The 17,464-nt window shown below is 45.7% G+C and carries 16 protein-coding genes; all 16 read left to right on the forward strand.

The features are described from left to right. Nucleotides 1-45: 45 nt before the first annotated feature. The 16 genes from flaG to fliM all read left to right on the forward strand — a co-directional run bounded on the left by flaG (nucleotide 46) and on the right by fliM (nucleotide 17,437). Complete coding sequence (gene flaG / locus AC3CKG_RS03925; protein ID WP_017104818.1) at nucleotides 46-471, forward strand: flagellar protein FlaG; 426 nt, start codon at nucleotides 46-48, stop codon at nucleotides 469-471. Between the two features lie 22 nt (nucleotides 472-493). After that, a complete protein-coding gene (fliD, locus tag AC3CKG_RS03930) occupies nucleotides 494-2,518 on the forward strand; it encodes a flagellar filament capping protein FliD (RefSeq protein ID WP_488528835.1) in 2,025 nt (674 codons plus the stop codon). A gap of 3 nt (nucleotides 2,519-2,521) precedes the next feature. Further along, nucleotides 2,522-2,827, forward strand: a complete 306-nt coding sequence (fliT, locus tag AC3CKG_RS03935; protein WP_488528836.1) for a flagellar protein FliT — start codon at nucleotides 2,522-2,524, stop codon at nucleotides 2,825-2,827. 12 nt (nucleotides 2,828-2,839) lie between these two features. Beyond that, nucleotides 2,840-3,250, forward strand: coding sequence for a flagellar export chaperone FliS (gene fliS / locus AC3CKG_RS03940; protein ID WP_017104821.1), 411 nt, complete (start codon nucleotides 2,840-2,842; stop codon nucleotides 3,248-3,250). A gap of 228 nt (nucleotides 3,251-3,478) precedes the next feature. Then, nucleotides 3,479-4,945 (forward strand): sigma-54 dependent transcriptional regulator, encoded by a 1,467-nt coding sequence (locus tag AC3CKG_RS03945; RefSeq protein ID WP_017104822.1) that lies wholly within the window; start codon nucleotides 3,479-3,481, stop codon nucleotides 4,943-4,945. 185 nt (nucleotides 4,946-5,130) lie between these two features. After that, nucleotides 5,131-6,165 (forward strand): sensor histidine kinase, encoded by a 1,035-nt coding sequence (locus AC3CKG_RS03950; protein WP_017104823.1) that lies wholly within the window; start codon nucleotides 5,131-5,133, stop codon nucleotides 6,163-6,165. A 30-nt stretch (nucleotides 6,166-6,195) separates the two neighbouring features. Next, nucleotides 6,196-7,605, forward strand: coding sequence for a sigma-54-dependent transcriptional regulator (locus tag AC3CKG_RS03955; protein ID WP_017104824.1), 1,410 nt, complete (start codon nucleotides 6,196-6,198; stop codon nucleotides 7,603-7,605). A gap of 132 nt (nucleotides 7,606-7,737) precedes the next feature. Beyond that, on the forward strand, nucleotides 7,738-8,049 hold the full coding sequence (gene fliE / locus AC3CKG_RS03960) for a flagellar hook-basal body complex protein FliE (RefSeq protein ID WP_010439327.1): 312 nt from the start codon (nucleotides 7,738-7,740) through the stop codon (nucleotides 8,047-8,049). A gap of 16 nt (nucleotides 8,050-8,065) precedes the next feature. Next, entirely contained in the window at nucleotides 8,066-9,808 is a 1,743-nt protein-coding gene (gene fliF, locus AC3CKG_RS03965; RefSeq protein WP_017104825.1) for a flagellar basal-body MS-ring/collar protein FliF, read from the forward strand. Next, nucleotides 9,801-10,862, forward strand: a complete 1,062-nt coding sequence (fliG, locus tag AC3CKG_RS03970) for a flagellar motor switch protein FliG (RefSeq protein WP_017104826.1) — start codon at nucleotides 9,801-9,803, stop codon at nucleotides 10,860-10,862. Before fliF ends, fliG begins: the two co-directional genes overlap by 8 nt. Before the next feature lie 123 nt (nucleotides 10,863-10,985). Further along, a complete protein-coding gene (fliH, locus tag AC3CKG_RS03975) occupies nucleotides 10,986-11,786 on the forward strand; it encodes a flagellar assembly protein FliH (RefSeq protein WP_065104903.1) in 801 nt (266 codons plus the stop codon). Then, nucleotides 11,786-13,105 carry a flagellar protein export ATPase FliI gene (fliI, locus tag AC3CKG_RS03980; protein ID WP_102544306.1) on the forward strand — a complete coding sequence of 440 codons (1,320 nt, stop codon included), beginning with the start codon at nucleotides 11,786-11,788 and terminating at the stop codon, nucleotides 13,103-13,105. Before fliH ends, fliI begins: the two co-directional genes overlap by 1 nt. Before the next feature lie 22 nt (nucleotides 13,106-13,127). Next, entirely contained in the window at nucleotides 13,128-13,565 is a 438-nt protein-coding gene (gene fliJ, locus AC3CKG_RS03985) for a flagellar export protein FliJ (RefSeq protein ID WP_065104902.1), read from the forward strand. Between the two features lie 182 nt (nucleotides 13,566-13,747). Beyond that, entirely contained in the window at nucleotides 13,748-15,844 is a 2,097-nt protein-coding gene (locus AC3CKG_RS03990; RefSeq protein WP_488528837.1) for a flagellar hook-length control protein FliK, read from the forward strand. Nucleotides 15,845-15,897: 53 nt separating this feature from the next. Then, a complete protein-coding gene (gene fliL / locus AC3CKG_RS03995; RefSeq protein WP_065104900.1) occupies nucleotides 15,898-16,386 on the forward strand; it encodes a flagellar basal body-associated protein FliL in 489 nt (162 codons plus the stop codon). Nucleotides 16,387-16,393: 7 nt separating this feature from the next. Further along, complete coding sequence (gene fliM / locus AC3CKG_RS04000) at nucleotides 16,394-17,437, forward strand: flagellar motor switch protein FliM (RefSeq protein WP_017110130.1); 1,044 nt, start codon at nucleotides 16,394-16,396, stop codon at nucleotides 17,435-17,437. The last annotated feature ends 27 nt before the right edge of the window (nucleotides 17,438-17,464 follow it).

Consider the following 17,464-nt stretch of genomic DNA (forward strand, 5'->3'; position numbering starts at 1 on the left):
GTAGAGTTTTACTGTATGGCTCACAAAGGAGGGAGGGAGACTGTTATGGAAATATCATCCAACACATCGAACATCCAGCCTTATGGCTCACCTAATGGCATTAAATTTGCAAGCGATGAAGGTAGTAGTGCGTCGAGTACTTCACGACTGAAAGAAGCAACATCTTATGGCAAAGTAGAGAAATCGAAAGAAGAAGCTACTGAAGCGGCGATTCAATTGGCTCAACATAGACAAGAGTTAAATGATGAAGAGCGAGTCAAGATGGTAGAGAAGGTAAACGAGTTTATCTCTTCTCTCAATAAAGGTGTTGCCTTTAAAGTCGATGAAGAATCGGGAAGAGATGTGGTCACGATTTATGAGACCACGACTGGAGATATTATTCGCCAGATTCCCGATGAAGAAATGCTTGAAATTCTAAGACGCCTAGCAGCCCAAAACTCAAATAGTCGAATATTTGAGGTGAAGGTTTAAGTCGTATTATTGAGGTGATTTAATGAGTTTTGGCCCAATGGGGATTTCGTCTGGCATGGATATCAATTCCATGGTCAGCAAAATTGTTGATTCTGAGCGTGTGCCTAAACAGCAACGAATCGACAATGAACGAACGCGAATCGATACCAGCATTAGTGCCTATGGAAGACTCAGAGAATCCCTCGATTCGATGAAAAACCTGATGACAAACTTTCGTCAGGAGAAAGCTTTCGCTGTGAGAACAGTCGAGAGTACCGATGAAGGTCTGGTTTCTGCAACAGCGACTACCGAAGCGATCGCTGGCAAATATGCCATCGATGTGTTGCAGCTTGCCCAAAGCCATAAAGTGGCTTCTGATGTTTTGTCAGAAGACATGAAATTTGGTCCAGGCAAGCTGCAGATTTCGTTAGGTGACAAGAGCTTTGACGTACAAGTTAGCGATAGATCTAAACTGATCGAGGTTGTTCGCGGAATTAACGGCGCAGATAAAAACCCAGGCGTTCGTGCTTCTATCATCAATGATGTTGAAGGCCCGCGACTTATCGTTGCTTCCAATCAGTCTGGTTCTGACCAACAAATCAATATCAATGTCGATTCCGACTCTGCAAATCCCTTAAAAAAACTCGAATATAGAACGCTTGAAGAGCGTGTTGAATCGTTAGAGAAAGCTCGCCTTGCTGCTCAAGAACTCCTAGCTCTAACACCGGCAGGCAAAGCTGTCGAACTCATCGATGACGCGATCGCTAACGATGATCCTAATGCGAGTGAAACACTCGATGAAAACGGAAATATCATTCCGGCAACCCAAACAGATTCCACAGCAGCTGATGAAGGCTCTCAAAGCCTGAGCTACGGCGAACAAGCCGCAGCTGACGGTCAGGCTGCTCTAGACGCTGCTCAAGCTGCAAAATCGGTCATGCCTGAAGACAATATTCCAGGTTGGAGTGAGACGGCCTCTGGCACGCTCCTAGACTCCTATTACTCACCTGAACTTGAGCTTGATGAAAAAGCAATTGAGAAAGCACCCGATGTTCCGGGTTGGTCAAATGCAGCATCAGGTACCTTGACCGATTCATACGTCACGCCAAAAGAAGCACAGCAGAAACTCGAAGCCGAACAAGCTCGTATTGAAGAGAAAATCGCTCAAGAAAAAACTGAGCTGGCTGAAAAAGTAGAAAAGGGCGAATTGACCGCTGAACAAGCTAAAACCATCGAGCGCTCTAAGCTATCGCCTGAAGAGCGTGAGCAATTGGAAAAAGTCGACAAAGTACAAGCCGACCTAGCTCAAGCGCAGCAATCATTTGATACCTATAGCGGTATGACGGAAGTTCAAGCTGGCCAAGATTCAATGGTTGTCTTGGACGGCGTTGCTCAGCTCTCTAGTAACAACAATGTGATTGAAGATGCCGTTGAAGGTATCGATATTACGGTTAAAGGAAAAACACCGAAAGATAAGCCACCGGCAGAAATCGGTGTTGAGTACGACCGCAATAGTGTTCGCCAAGATATCGAATCCTTTGTGAGTTCTTATAACCAGTTTTATCAAGTTTCTAAAGACTTGGCGGGTGTTGACCCAACAACAGGCCAAAAAGGCCCACTCTCTGGTGACAGTACGGTACGTAATGCCGACTCAAGGTTAAAAGGCGTCTTCTCGTCGAGCATTGAGAGTGCGCCAGATAACCTTAAATCATTGACTGAGTTTGGTATCACGACAACTAGACAAGGCTCGCTAGAGATCAACTACGACATGCTTGACCGTCAACTCAACAACAACTTCGATAAGTTGGGTGAGTTCTTTGGCGGTAACAATGGTTTCGCCAAAAAAGTGGAAGATGCAATTCAAGGCATCACCGGTATTACGGGCTCTATTCGTACACGAGAAAAGAGTCTGGTCGAACAGAATTATCGCTTAGTTGATGATCAAAGTGCATTGGACCGTCGCATGGATAGCCTACAAAACCGGACACACTCTAAGTTTACGGCTATGCAAGATGCGACCAGCAAAATGCAGTCTCAATTGGGCAGTATGATGAATGCGTTGGGCTAATCGATGAATACCCAGCTTCAAGAGCTTTGTGAACTGGATCAATTAATTATCTCTAAGCTCGAATTTAGTGAAATTAATGCTGAAGAAATAACGCAGCTTGTCGATAACAGAGAACAGTTATTGCAAAACGTGCTTCAATTCATCGACTCATACCCCGACGTTAAGCAAAGTTCTGAATGGTTTGAAGCCATTACCAGAACCAGAAAATTGGTCAAATTGATGCAGTCTGAGACGACTCGAGTAGGTAAGAACCTACACAAATACCGTCACGGCGCTAAATCAGTTCAACAATACAAAAAGTTTTTATAGAAGAGGTTTACTATGCGCGGTTCTTTACAGGCATATAAAAAGGTATCAGTGGATAGTCAGCTAACAGCTGCCTCACCCCATAAGATTGTACAAATGTTGATGGCAGGTGCTATTGAACGCTTGATTCAAGGTAAAGCGGCAATGCAAGCGGGCAACATTCCAGTGAAAGGTGAACGCCTTGGTAAGGCTCTAGATATCATTATTAGCCTACGTAGTTGCCTTTCTATGGCCGATGGTGGTGATATTGCGAAAAACCTAGATCAACTTTATGAGTTCATGATCACGCAAATTTCTGCGGCAAATCACAAAAATGACCCACAGCCAATTGATGATGTTATCGATATTATCCGCGAAATTAAGAGCGCTTGGGACCAAATTCCGAACGAATATCACAACTTGACGTCTGCTGACGTCGGTATTTAAAGAAAAACTATCCTTCCAACTAGCGACACTTACGTTAATTGGTTGGTTGCCTTATTTTTTTAATCAAATAAAATAGAAGCCATTAGATAGCCTAATGGCTTTTTTCGTTGCTGATTTCCTTAATTTGTCCACGTAAAACATAATCATTGATATATTCTTCTGTTTTATAGATTACGTTGCTCACCGTTTTTCCGCATCGCACCAAAATAAAGGCAATAATTCCTACTTATGCATGGTTTGGCAAAACTGCTTGTCGTCGATGATAATTCTCAAGATCGTCACAATTTAAGCACAATATTAGAGTTTGTAGGAGAGAGCTGCGAAGTAATCAGCTCGGAACAAGCACGTAAAGTGGATTGGTCACTACAGTGGTCAGGCTGCATTATTGGCTCAATTAAAGGTAAAGGCTTCAACGCTTTACTCAATGAAAAGCTCGTTCACGCAAATCACATCCCATTGCTTGTTATTGGCAAGCATAATCATTCGGTCGATGAACTCACCAACTATGTTGGCGAATTAGAGCTGCCTCTTAATTATCCTCAATTAAGTGATGCATTAAGACACTGTAAAGACTTCTTAGGTCGTAAAGGTGTCCAAGTTGTTTCTTCTGCACGTGATAACACACTGTTTCGTAGCCTCGTTGGGCAAAGTGCTGGCATTCAAGAAGTTCGCCACTTAATTGAACAAGTCTCTTCAACTGACGCGAATGTACTGATTCTTGGTGAATCAGGTACAGGTAAAGAAGTAGTTGCTCGAAACATTCATTATCATTCTAAGCGTCGTTCTGGGCCTTTCGTGCCAGTGAACTGTGGCGCGATTCCGCCAGACTTATTGGAAAGTGAACTGTTTGGTCATGAGAAAGGTGCGTTTACCGGAGCGATTACCGCACGTAAAGGGCGCTTTGAGTTAGCTGAAGGTGGCACGCTATTTCTTGATGAAATCGGCGATATGCCAATGGCGATGCAGGTTAAACTGCTGCGCGTGTTACAAGAGCGATGCTTTGAACGCGTTGGTGGTAACAACACGATTCAAGCTGACGTTCGCGTGATTGCGGCAACACACCGCAACCTTGAAGACATGATCGACGATGACTCGTTCCGTGAAGATCTTTACTATCGCTTGAATGTCTTCCCGATCGAAATGCCTGCGCTTCAAGATCGCAAAGAAGACATTCCATTGCTGCTTCAAGAGCTGATGACTCGAATGGAAGCGGAAGGCAGCATGCCTATCTGTTTCACTGCTCGAGCGATTAACTCTCTGATGGAGCATTACTGGCCAGGAAACGTTCGTGAACTAGCAAACTTAGTTGAGCGTATGGTTATCCTCTACCCGAACAGTTTGGTAGACGTCAATCACCTGCCCACTAAATATCGATACAGTGATATTCCTGAGTTCCAACCAGAGTTTAATAGCTTTGTATCAGAGGAAGAGCAAGAACGTGATGCTCTGGCTGACTTGTTCTCAGAGGATTTCAGCTTTGACCAACAAGACGATCTCGCTGATAACGCAAATGCACCTCAAGAGCTGCCTCCTGAAGGTGTAAATTTGAAAGAGCTTCTCGCTGATATGGAAGTGAACATGATCAATCAAGCGTTGGAAGCTCAGGGCGGAATTGTTGCTCGTGCTGCCGACATGCTTGGCATGCGCAGAACGACTCTGGTTGAAAAAATGCGTAAATATAATCTACAGCGATAGAGCTCAGATTCGCGTTCAGCGGTATCAAGTTAAGACGGGTGTTGAGTTAAAACATCGTTTTGATTGAGACAGTAGAAAGGACATAGTCGAGTTGTTGCTTGCTTAACTATGTGATAAATATAGCAAATAGCCTGACGCGTGTTTTACGTGTCAGGCTGTTTTAGTATTTGAGGCAAATTTTTGACATGCACGAATCAGAAAATCAATCACACCTAGATTCAGTTGAACAACAGGTTGAGCGCTATAAGCAAGTGCTTGATGTGATGCCAGCAGGTGTCATCTTGTTAGATACTCATGGGGAAGTAAGAGAAGCGAACCCAGAAGCGCACCGTATTCTTGGTGTTGAGTTAGTGGGTGAGAAGTGGTTTTCGGTGATTCAAAGTGCCTTTGACCCTAAAGACGATGATGGACACGAGATTTCATTAAAGAACGGACGTAAGGTTCGCTTGGCGATCTCAGCGTCTACCACGGGTCAGCTTATTTTGATTACCGACCTGACAGAAACTCGTCTTCTACAATCTCGCGTGAGTGATCTTCAGCGTTTGTCGTCGTTAGGCAGAATGGTTGCCTCGTTGGCGCATCAGGTACGAACTCCGCTTTCGAGCGCGATGTTATACGCGTCGAATCTTGCCGCGCCCAACTTACCTCCTGCTACAAAGACACGTTTTCAATCTAAGCTTATGGATAGATTGCATGACTTAGAGAAGCAAGTGAATGACATGTTGTTGTTTGCCAAAGGTGGCGACAACAAGGTTGTGAAGCCGTTTACCGTCGCTGAATTGATCACTGAATTTCACCCAATGGTGGAAGCGGCATTAAAATCGAACCAGATTGATTATTGCCAGGAAGTGGAAGGCGAAGAGACTCAGATGTTTGGCAACGCTAATGCTATTGCGTCTGCTCTGAGCAACCTAGTTTTGAACGCGGTGCAAATTGCTGGTAAGGAATCGCAGATTGATGTGTTCTTTAGGCCCGTAAACGGCGAACTTAAGATATCAGTACAAGACAGTGGCCCCGGCGTACCGAAAGAGCTTCAAGGTAAAATTATGGAACCCTTCTTTACCACTCGTTCGCAAGGTACCGGTTTGGGGTTAGCGGTTGTGCAAATGGTCTGTCGAGCACATGAAGGCCGATTGGAATTAATATCAGAAGAAGGGGATGGTGCATGCTTTACAATGTGTTTGCCGTTAGAGAGAAGCACTTCTTCTGAAAATGAATAAGTTTTAACTGAATTTACACTGGAGAATCCTATGGCTCAAAGCAAAGTGTTAATCGTCGAAGATGATGAAGGTCTACGCGAAGCCCTTGTCGATACACTCGCACTTGCTGGCTATGAATGGCTAGAAGCGGATTGTGCGGAAGATGCTCTGGTAAAATTGAAATCGAACTCCGTTGATATCGTGGTCTCTGATGTACAGATGGCAGGTATGGGCGGCTTAGCATTGCTAAGAAACATCAAGCAGCATTGGCCAAATCTTCCGGTCTTATTGATGACGGCTTACGCCAACATTGAAGACGCGGTAGCGGCAATGAAAGAAGGCGCTATTGATTACATGGCAAAGCCATTTGCGCCTGAAGTTCTGCTTAATATGGTGAGCCGTTACGCTCCCGTAAAATCGGACGATAATGGCGATGCCATTGTTGCCGATGAGAAAAGCATCAAGCTAATGATGTTGGCCGACAAGGTGGCTAAAACCGATGCCAACGTGATGGTGCTAGGGCCAAGTGGTTCTGGTAAAGAGGTTATGTCTCGCTATATTCACAACGCTTCGAGCCGCAAAGACGGTCCGTTTGTTGCGATTAACTGTGCCGCGATTCCAGATAATATGTTGGAAGCGACACTGTTTGGCTACGACAAAGGCGCATTTACTGGCGCTATTCAAGCTTGCCCAGGTAAATTTGAACAAGCGCAGGGCGGTACTATTTTGTTGGATGAGATCAGTGAAATGGATCTTAGTCTTCAAGCGAAACTGCTGCGTGTGTTGCAAGAGCGTGAAGTTGAACGTCTTGGCAGTCGTAAGAGCATCAAACTGGATGTCCGTGTTCTGGCAACCAGTAACCGCGACCTTAAGCAGTATGTGTCTGAAGGGAATTTCCGTGAAGATTTATACTACCGATTGAACGTATTCCCAATTACTTGGCCAGCCCTGTGTGAACGTAAAGGCGATATTGAGCCGCTTGCGAAGCATTTGGTTGAACGTCATTGCACCAAACTCGGTATGCCTGTTCCTACTCTTTCCGAGCAAGCGATCAGTAAACTCGTCAATTATCCGTGGCCGGGGAATGTACGTGAACTCGATAATGTCGTGCAGCGCGCGCTAATTCTGAGTGAGCAAGAAAATATTTCAGGTGAACACATCTTACTTGAAGGTGTTGATTGGCAAGACGCAAGTGGCCTACAACAAATTGTTGAAGGTAATAGTGTTGCAGCGCCAGAAATTAAGCCGATTGCTGAAGCGAATCCTATCAATAAAGTTGTGGCAGGCAGCGAAGGGCTTGGAAATGAGCTTCGAGATCAAGAGTATGCGATTATTCTTGAAACATTGATTGCTTGTAATGGACGCCGTAAAGAGATGGCCGAAAAATTGGGAATTAGTCCACGTACGCTGCGTTATAAGTTGGCAAAAATGCGTGATGCTGGAATAGATATCCCAAACTGAGGCTAGATTAGTGGTGCCAGATTTCTGACTGCTGTAGTACGATGTCTAGTCAAATTAATGTGTGGCACGCTAATTGCTCTGTCAATAATACAGCTAAATAGATAGTCATAATTTTGACTCCTGAGGTAGTAGATGAGAATAGATGGTTTACAAGGCGAAATGCAGGCAATGATGGTTGAAGCTGCTAGCGCGCGTCCCGCTGCAACGGGGCAAGCGGTTGGTGCAGACTTTGGCAATATGTTGACGCAAGCCATCAATAACGTGAACTCACTACAAAAGACCTCTGGCGATCTTCAAGCTCGCTTTGATAGCGGTGACCAGAGTGTATCTCTATCCGATGTGATGATCGCTCGGAATAAATCTAGTGTGGCCTTTGAGGCGACGATCCAAATTAGAAATAAATTGGTCGAGTCGTACAAAGAGCTTATGAATATGCCGGTATAAGTTAGGTAGTTGAATAGTGGCAGAAAATAGTCAAACAACAGATTTAGCCGTAAGCGATAGCAACGACCACGCACTTATTGCCGGTTCAGAGCTAGACGGAGAAGGGCAAAATCCCGATCTAGGTGAACGCAGTTCATCAAAGTTCGATATGGCCGTAGGTGATCTTGATTTACTTCGTCAGGTCGTCTTAGTCCTTTCGATTTCTATCTGTGTCGCGCTTATTGTGATGCTGTTTTTCTGGGTTAAAGAGCCAGAAATGCGTCCATTAGGGGCGTATGAAACAGAAGAATTGATCCCAGTTCTTGATTACTTAGATCTACAGAAGATCGAGTATTCTCTTGAAGGCAACACCATTTCAGTACCGGCCAGTGAGTACAATTCACTGAAGCTTAATATGGTACGAGCGGGATTGAATCAAGAGAGAAACGCAGGTGACGACATCCTCATGCAAGACATGGGTTTTGGCGTATCGCAACGTTTAGAACAAGAACGCTTAAAATTAAGTCGTGAAAGACAACTTGCAAAAGCCATTGAACAGATGAAACAGGTGCGTAAAGCGCAGGTTTTACTGGCCTTGCCAAAGCAAAGTGTGTTTGTTCGACACAATCAAGAAGCGTCCGCTTCTGTGTTCCTAACGGTGAAAACCGGCGCCAACCTAAAACAACAAGAAGTGGATTCTGTTGTTGATATGGTAGCCAGTGCTGTACCGGGAATGAAAACCTCGCGTATTACTGTGACCGATCAGCACGGACGACTTTTGAGCTCAGGCTCTCAAGACCCAATGTCCACGGCTCGTCGCAAAGAGCACGAACTTGAACGTAACCAAGAGCAAGCGTTGCGTGAAAAAATTGACTCTATTCTTATCCCTATTCTTGGTTTTGGTAATTACACCGCTCAGGTTGATATTCAACTCGACTTTAGCGCGGTAGAGCAAACAAGAAAGCGTTTTGACCCGAACACACCAGCAACACGAAGTGAATACACGCTAGAAGATTACAACAATGGTAATACAGTGGCAGGTATCCCAGGTGCTTTGAGCAATCAACCACCGGCAGATGCTTCTATTCCTCAAGATGTTGCTCAGATGAAAGATGGAGCTTTGACAGGGCAGGGTTCGGTTCATAAAGAAGCGACTCGAAACTTCGAGCTAGATACCACCATCAGCCATGAGCGTAAGCAAAGTGGCACGGTTAATCGCCAAACGGTTTCTGTCGCAATCAAAGATCGCCAGTCGTTGAATCCAGATACCGGTGAAGTCGTTCACACGCCAATCCCAGCGAGCGAAATCAATGCGATTCGTCAGGTATTGATCGGTACTGTGGGTTTTGATGAAACTCGTGGTGACCTACTTAATGTATTGAGCATGCAATTTGCGCCTCAAGTGACCGATATCGTAGCGGATGTACCAATTTGGGAGCATCCAAACTTTAACGATTGGATCCGTTGGTTTGCAAGTGCGTTGGTCATTATTGTGGTGGTGTTGGTTCTGGTTCGCCCAGCAATGAAGAAATTGCTTAACCCAGCTGCAGACAATGATGATCAGATGTATGGCCCTGATGGCATGCCGATTGGCGCCGATGGCGAAACCAGCCTGATTGGTGGCGATATCGAAGGTGGTGAATTGTTCGAATTCGGTTCGAGTATAGATTTACCTAACCTTCATAAAGACGAAGATGTGCTTAAAGCAGTACGTGCTCTTGTAGCGAATGAACCAGAGCTAGCAGCTCAAGTAGTTAAGAATTGGATGGCAGATGGCTAACGAAATTGTTCCACAACAAGCTGAAGGCGGTGAAGTGCTTGATGTCGCTAGTGTGGACATCGACTCGATATCGGGTGATGAACGCGCAGCGATCTTGTTATTGAGTCTCAATGAAGAAGATGCGGCCGGTATTATTCGTCACTTAGAGCCTAAGCAGGTTCAACGTGTGGGTAGTGCGATGGCACGTGCCACGGACTTGTCGCAAGAGAAAGTCGGCGCAGTTCACCGTGCCTTTTTAGATGATATTCAGAAGTACACCAACATCGGCATGGGCAGTGAAGACTTCATGCGTAACGCATTGGTGGCGGCTCTGGGTGAAGATAAGGCGAATAACCTTGTTGACCAGATCCTTCTAGGTACCGGTTCGAAAGGTTTGGATTCTCTTAAGTGGATGGATCCTCGTCAGGTGGCAAGTATCATCATCAACGAGCATCCTCAGATTCAAACGATTGTATTGTCTTACTTAGAAGCCGATCAGTCAGCTGAGATCTTATCTCAGTTCCCTGAACGTGTACGTCTAGACTTAATGATGCGTATTGCTAACCTTGAAGAAGTTCAACCTTCAGCGCTTGCTGAACTGAACGAAATCATGGAGAAACAGTTTGCGGGTCAAGCTGGTGCTCAAGCAGCCAAAATTGGTGGCTTGAAAGCTGCGGCTGAAATCATGAACTACATGGATAACAACGTCGAAGGTGTCTTGATGGATCAAATCCGAGATCAAGACGAAGACATGGCAACGCAGATTCAAGATCTTATGTTTGTCTTTGAAAACCTTATCGAAGTTGATGACCAAGGCGTTCAACGATTGCTGCGTGATGTCCCACAAGATATTCTTCAGAAAGCACTTAAGGGTGCCGATGAAGGTCTACGTGAGAAGATCTTCAAGAACATGTCTAAACGTGCTGCCGATATGATGAGAGACGATATTGAGGCGATGCCGCCAGTGAAAGTCTCTGAAGTGGAAGCGGCTCAGAAAGAGATCTTGGGTATTGCGAGGAAAATGGCAGACAGTGGCGAGATTATGCTATCTGGCGGTGCCGACGAGTTCCTCTAATACGAAATCTCAAAGCCCCACAGTGTTGGGGCTTTTCTTTATCCAATCTCGAAATCCCGATTATTTAAGTCTAACTCTCTGAATTTAAATAGTAGTTTGACTCACACATAGATAGGTACTGATATGTCAGGTGATAGAAAACGCGGCTTCCTTCGTCCCGATGAAGATAATACGGTTGCCCAGCCTCAAAAATGGGGGCTCCCTGATTACACTTCTGACGTGAGTAAAAATGCTAAAGAGACGGCGTTTAATTACGACCCTAGCTGGATGCCTACAGTTGAAGAAGCCATTGAAGATGAAGAGCTTGTTCTGACTGAAGAGCAGATTGAACTGATCAAGCAGGGCGCTTATCAGGAAGGCCTTCACCAAGGGCAAGAAGCTGGCTTTAAGCAGGGCTACGAAAAAGGCAAAGAAGAAGGACTTGTTGCGGGTCATGCAGAGGGCAATGAAGCGGGTAAGCTTGAAGGTGTTACTGCTGGGCAAGAATATATTCAACAACAGGTCGCGGTTTTTATGGGGCTTGCTAACCAATTCGCACAGCCATTAGAGCTAATGAACGCTCAGGTAGAGAAGCAGTTGGTCGACATGGTGTTAACCATGGTTAAAGAAGTAGTCCATGTTGAAGTTCAAACCAACCCGCAAATCATATTAGATACCGTGAAAGAATCGGTCGAGTCATTGCCTATCTCTGGTCACGCAATTACTTTAAAACTTAACCCTGAAGATGTTGCGATTATCCGTTCTGCACATGGTGACTCTGAACTGGAATGTCGGAATTGGACTCTAGTAGCAGAGCCTGCACTCAACCGTGGTGATGTGCAAATCGAAGCCGGTGAGTCGAGTGTTAATTACCGCATGGAAGATCGCGTGAAAAACGTGATTCAAAACTTCTGTGGCGCCAATCGTCATCAAGGTCATGAGTAATGCTTGAACTCGCGAATCGCCTAAGCCAGTACAAAGTCGAAGGGCTGAAATCACGACCAATTGCTTCAGGTAAGTTGGTGCGTGTGGTTGGCTTAACGCTGGAGGCGACTGGCTGTAAAGCTCCGATTGGTAGCTTGTGCATGGTCGAAACCATGTCTGGTCAGATGGAAGCTGAAGTGGTTGGCTTCTCGGGTGATAATCTATTTTTGATGCCGAGTGAGCAAATTACGGGGATCTTACCGGGTGCACGTGTTACGCCAGTGACCTCTGAAAGCGGCATTCCTGTCGGGATGGAACTGCTTGGACGTGTGATCGATGGTGTAGGTAACCCGCTTGATGGATTAGGTCCAATCTATACCGAGCAACGCGCTTCATTTAACGCAGAACCAATCAACCCTTTAGCTCGTAAACCTATCTCTGAGCCGCTTGATGTCGGTTTGAAGGCCATCAATGGTTTGCTTACGGTGGGTAAAGGTCAACGTATTGGTCTGTTTGCGGGTTCCGGTGTGGGTAAATCGGTCACGCTTGGCATGATGACTCGAGGCACAACGGCGCAAGTGGTTGTAGTGGGTTTGATTGGTGAACGTGGACGTGAAGTAAAAGAATTTATCGAAGAGATCCTTGGCGAAGATGGCCGTAAACGTTCGGTTGTTGTCGCCGCTCCTGCGGATTCATCGCCATTAATGCGTTTGAAAGGCTGCCAGACTGCATTGGCTGTTGCCGAATATTTCCGAGACCAAGGCTTAGATGTTCTGCTGTTGATGGATTCACTGACCCGTTTTGCCCAAGCACAACGTGAGATCGCTCTGTCGGTCGGTGAGCCACCTGCTACCAAAGGTTATCCGCCATCTGTGTTTGCCAAGCTTCCTGCGCTGGTGGAAAGGGCGGGTAACGGCAACGATGAACAAGGCTCGATCACCGCTTTCTTCACCGTTCTAACCGAAGGTGATGACTTACAAGATCCGATTGCTGATGCGTCGCGAGCGATTTTGGATGGTCACATTGTGTTGTCCCGAGAGATGGCTGATGCGGGTCATTATCCTGCGATTGATGTAGAGAAGTCGGTCAGTCGTGTTATGCCTCAAATTACCACTGAAGAACATGTTTTGATGTCGAAAGCGGTACGCCAAGTGCTGTCTATTTGTCGTAAGAACCAAGATTTGGTATCGATTGGCGCCTACAAACCGGGGACTGACCCTGCCATTGATAGTGCTTTCACCTTGAAACCGAGATTGGACGAGTACTTACAACAGAAAATGAAAGAAACAGTACCCTACGACATGTGCGTCAACATGTTGAAGCATGTGTTAGGGGGCTAGGTCGTGTTGAATAAGGTCAATCATGGATAACGCGTTAGAATTTCTTCTCGATCAAGCGAAAGACCAAGAGAACCAAGCCGTATTGGCGCTAAACAAAGCGAATTCCGAGTTACAAGGTTACTACGATCAGGTCGCGCAGATTGAAAAATACCGACTGGATTACTGTCAGCAATTGATCGACCGAGGTAAAGCGGGGCTTACAGCCAGCCAATATGGCCACTTGAATCGATTCCTGACTCAGCTTGACGAAACGCTTTCCAAGCAAAGAGAAGCGGAACATCACTTCAAAAATCAGGTCGACAACTGCCAAGACTATTGGATGGAGCTACGTAAAAAACGTAAATCCTACGAGTGGTTGATGGAGAAAAAGCAGAAAGAGAAAGCCAAACTGCAAGACCAAAGAGAACAAAAACAAATGGATGAGTTCTCGACTCTGATGTATGGCCGAAAGAAGATGTGATCCTAAGCCACGAACGATGCAGGGATTGTTCGTCAGATTGTAAAATCGAAACTTATAGGCATGTTTCTTGCTCCGTTTTATATAAAATTGCGTGTTATGCCTGACAAAGGTATGAAAAACGCCCGACTTTCTTTTTGTTGCCTAGTTTGTGGCAGCAAAGCTAGTAGATAGAGCTTGTATATATGAATGTTAGTCTTTCCTCAAATTCAGCGACCAACAAAACGTCATCATTGTTGGACACCGGTTCTGCCTCTCCAAAGGTAGAAGAAACCGGCGACTCAAAAGGTTTCTTTGAGTCTTTTAAAGAAGCGCTAGGCTTTGAAGAAAGTGACAGTAAAACAACAGTTAAAGATGCCGACAGCGCATCGGCTAAATCGAGTTCAGCTGAAGCGTCTTCTGAGGTGACTAAAGGTGATAGTAGTGAGCCTAAGAGCGCAGACGCAGCAAGTGAAGCTCAAGCCAAGCAAGCTTCTGCAAAGTTGGAGGCTGAAAAAGTTTCTAATGAAAAGGCTGTCACTGAAAAAATGGCTGCTGAACAAACGTCTGAATTAGAACCGACACTGAAAGGCACAAGCTCATCGAATCCAACCGATGACAATGCACTCACAGAGAAATCACTAGCCAAAGGGGAACAACCTCAAGGTGCCTCTCAAGCGAATGCTGCGATGAGTGAGGGTAATAAGTTACTTGGTCAGTTGGATGAGGCAAATAAAACGCTTAATCAAACACCGAACGGCAAAGGCTTGCCTCAGCAAGCTGAAATAAACCAAGTTAAGATAGACCAAGCTCAAGGTCATATCGCGAGTGCTTCAGTTGCAGGAGCTTCTGCTACAGGTGGAATGGACAAGGCGGCACAACAAGCCAATGTAGTAAATCAAGATAATGGCTTGGACGTTGATTCTGAAATCGCAGTGCTTACCGGTGGTAAAGGCGTTTCTCAACTGACAGATGATGAAATCCGTCAATTGATGGACAAAGGCGTTACTCCCGAGCAAATCGAAGCGAGTATGAGCCGAGAACTGAGCCAAAAAAATGCAGCTAGTGATGTTGCGGCTGTTCAAGGTCAAGCAATCTCGCCAGCAGATATTGAGCTCGCAAAGCAGGTTGACGCTCATACCAAAGCGTTGAACCAATTGAATGCGCAGATCGACTCAGAACAGTCAATCGTCGATGGTCTGATTCAAAAGCAACAAAGCGGGGCTAAGTTGTCGGTTGATGAGCAAACCGCTCTGGCTAAAGCGACGTCTAACCTCGAAGTATTGAACCAGCAACTCACTAATGTTCAACAGCAAGCAAACGCTCTGTTAAGCCAAGCTCCGGACTTGAACGGTGCATCAGGTCAAGCAGCCGCAATTGATTGGGATAATACGGATTCGGCTGAAGCCAAAGCGTTAGCAGCAGTGGCATCGACAGCGGCTGTTGCGACGGCAGCCCAACAAGCGACGTCACAGATGTCATCTCAAGCTGCAACTAATGCTGTGGCAGACAAGGCAACAATGTTACATGCCAATAATGCGCACGCGGCTCAACAGGCTGCAGCGCAACAGTTAGCAGCTCAGCAGGGCAATGCCGCTTCTGCACAACAAGCAGCCTTGGACCCGAGTTTAACGGCGCAAAGCTTGGCAATGAATGCACCAGTAGCAACGACTAAAGCGGGTGCAACGGATATGTTGCTCAAAGCTGGCGCTGGCACGGCCGCATTGTCGGGTCTTGGAAAGGCTGGTGCTAAAGAAGACTCCAAAGAGTCGACATTGGCTCAGCAGATAGCGTCTGCCGCTGGTATTCAAGGTACTGCAACGACAGGTTCGGCTCCTACACGCGCTGAGATTCAAGCTGCTCAACAAGCTCCTTTGCAGCTCACTAAAGAACTGGCCAATGAGCAAGTAGCAGAAAAAGTACAAATGATGATGTCTAAGAACCTTAAGAACTTGGATATCCGCCTCGATCCACCAGAGTTGGGTCAGATGAAAATTCGCATGACCATGAATAATGACGTGGCGAACGTGCACTTTACGGTGAGCAATCAACAAGCCAGAGATGTGATTGAGCAGACTTTGCCACGCTTGAGAGAGATGCTTGCTCAACAAGGTATGCAACTGGCCGATTCGTCCGTCCAACAACAGAATTCTGGGCAGAGCCAAGATAGCTATAACAATGGTGAACAACAATCAGGCTCTAACCGCACAAATGATGGGCAAGGTGATGAAAACCTTGATAACGGCAGCAATCTTGAATTGAATGTCGCATCAAAGCGTGATGGAATTAGTTATTATGCCTAGTATCAGGTTTAGATCCGTTAGTCCGTGGAAATAACAGGAAGTTAGAGAAGAATATGTTTGCAGAACAAGCCCCAGGTCAAAAGAAAAGTAAGCTACTTATAATCATAATTGCTGTCGTTGTTTTACTGCTTGCTATCGGTGCTGCTGTGTTCTTTTTTATGGGCTCTAGTGACGATGCCTCTGAATCGAAATCTCAGTCTGCTACCGCTGTAGTCGCGGTTGAACCTGTGATGTATGTTAATATTCCACAACCTTTTTTGTTCAATGTCACCGGTGACAAAAAAGATCGCCTGGTACAGATCAAAGCGCAGCTTATGGTACGAGGCAGCAAGAATGAAGACCTTGCTCGATACCACTCTCCACTTGTTGAAAGTACGTTATTGGCGACCTTTGCCTCTGCAACGGTAGACCAATTGCGCTCTCCGATAGGGCGAGTAGAACTTCGTGACAAGGCAACAGAAGATATTAAAGCAAGTCTGGCTCAAGCTGTGGGTCAGCCTGTTATTGAAAAAGTGTTATTCACTGACTTCGTAATTCAATAGGTAATTTGTGACCGATTTATTAAGCCAAGACGAAATTGATGCGCTATTACATGGTGTCGACGATGTTGAAGAAGTTGAAGATGTCTTAGAGTCCGAAAACGAGAATGCGGTTAATTTCGACTTCTCATCTCAAGACCGAATCGTTCGTGGTCGAATGCCGACCCTTGAACTTATCAATGAGCGTTTCGCGCGTCATATGCGGATCAGTTTGTTTAATATGTTGCGAAAAACGGCTGAAGTGTCGATCAACGGCGTACAAATGATGAAATTTGGTGAGTACCAAAACACATTGTATGTACCCACCAGTTTAAACATGGTGCGCTTCCGACCGCTAAAAGGCACGGCGCTAATCACCATGGAAGCTCGTCTTGTTTTCATCTTGGTAGAGAACTTCTTTGGTGGCGATGGACGTTTTCACGCCAAGATTGAAGGTCGTGAATTTACGCCAACTGAAAGACGAATCATCCAGCTACTGCTTAAAATTGTATTCGAAGACTACAAAGAAGCTTGGTCTCCCGTGATGGGCGTTGAATTTGAATACTTGGATTCAGAGGTCAACCCAAGTATGGCGAACATCGTCAGCCCAACAGAAGTGATTGTGGTGAGTTCATTCCATATTGAGGTTGATGGCGGCGGTGGTGATTTCCACGTGGTTATGCCTTACTCCATGGTAGAGCCGATTCGTGAATTGCTGGATGCGGGTGTGCAATCAGACAAGATGGAAACCGACGTTCGTTGGAGTTCAGCACTGCGTGATGAAATCATGGATGTGCCAGTCAACTTCCGAGTCAATTTGCTCGAGCAAGATATCTCTTTGCGTGATTTGATGGAACTTCGTCCTGGGGATGTTATCCCGATGAATATGCCAGAACATGCGACGATGTTTGTTGAAGAACTACCTACCTACCGTGTGAAAATGGGCCGTTCAGGTGAAAAGCTGGCCGTGCAGATTTCTGAAAAAATTCAAAGACCGCACGTGGTTAAAACCGATCTCGCTTTCCTAGGTAAAGACTTGATGTCTGAACTAGAAAACAGCGATGATAACGATTAGCAAAATATAAATGTATAGGAATTGGTA

It is taken from the genome of Vibrio sp. QJM3NY_15, assembly GCF_057785995.1.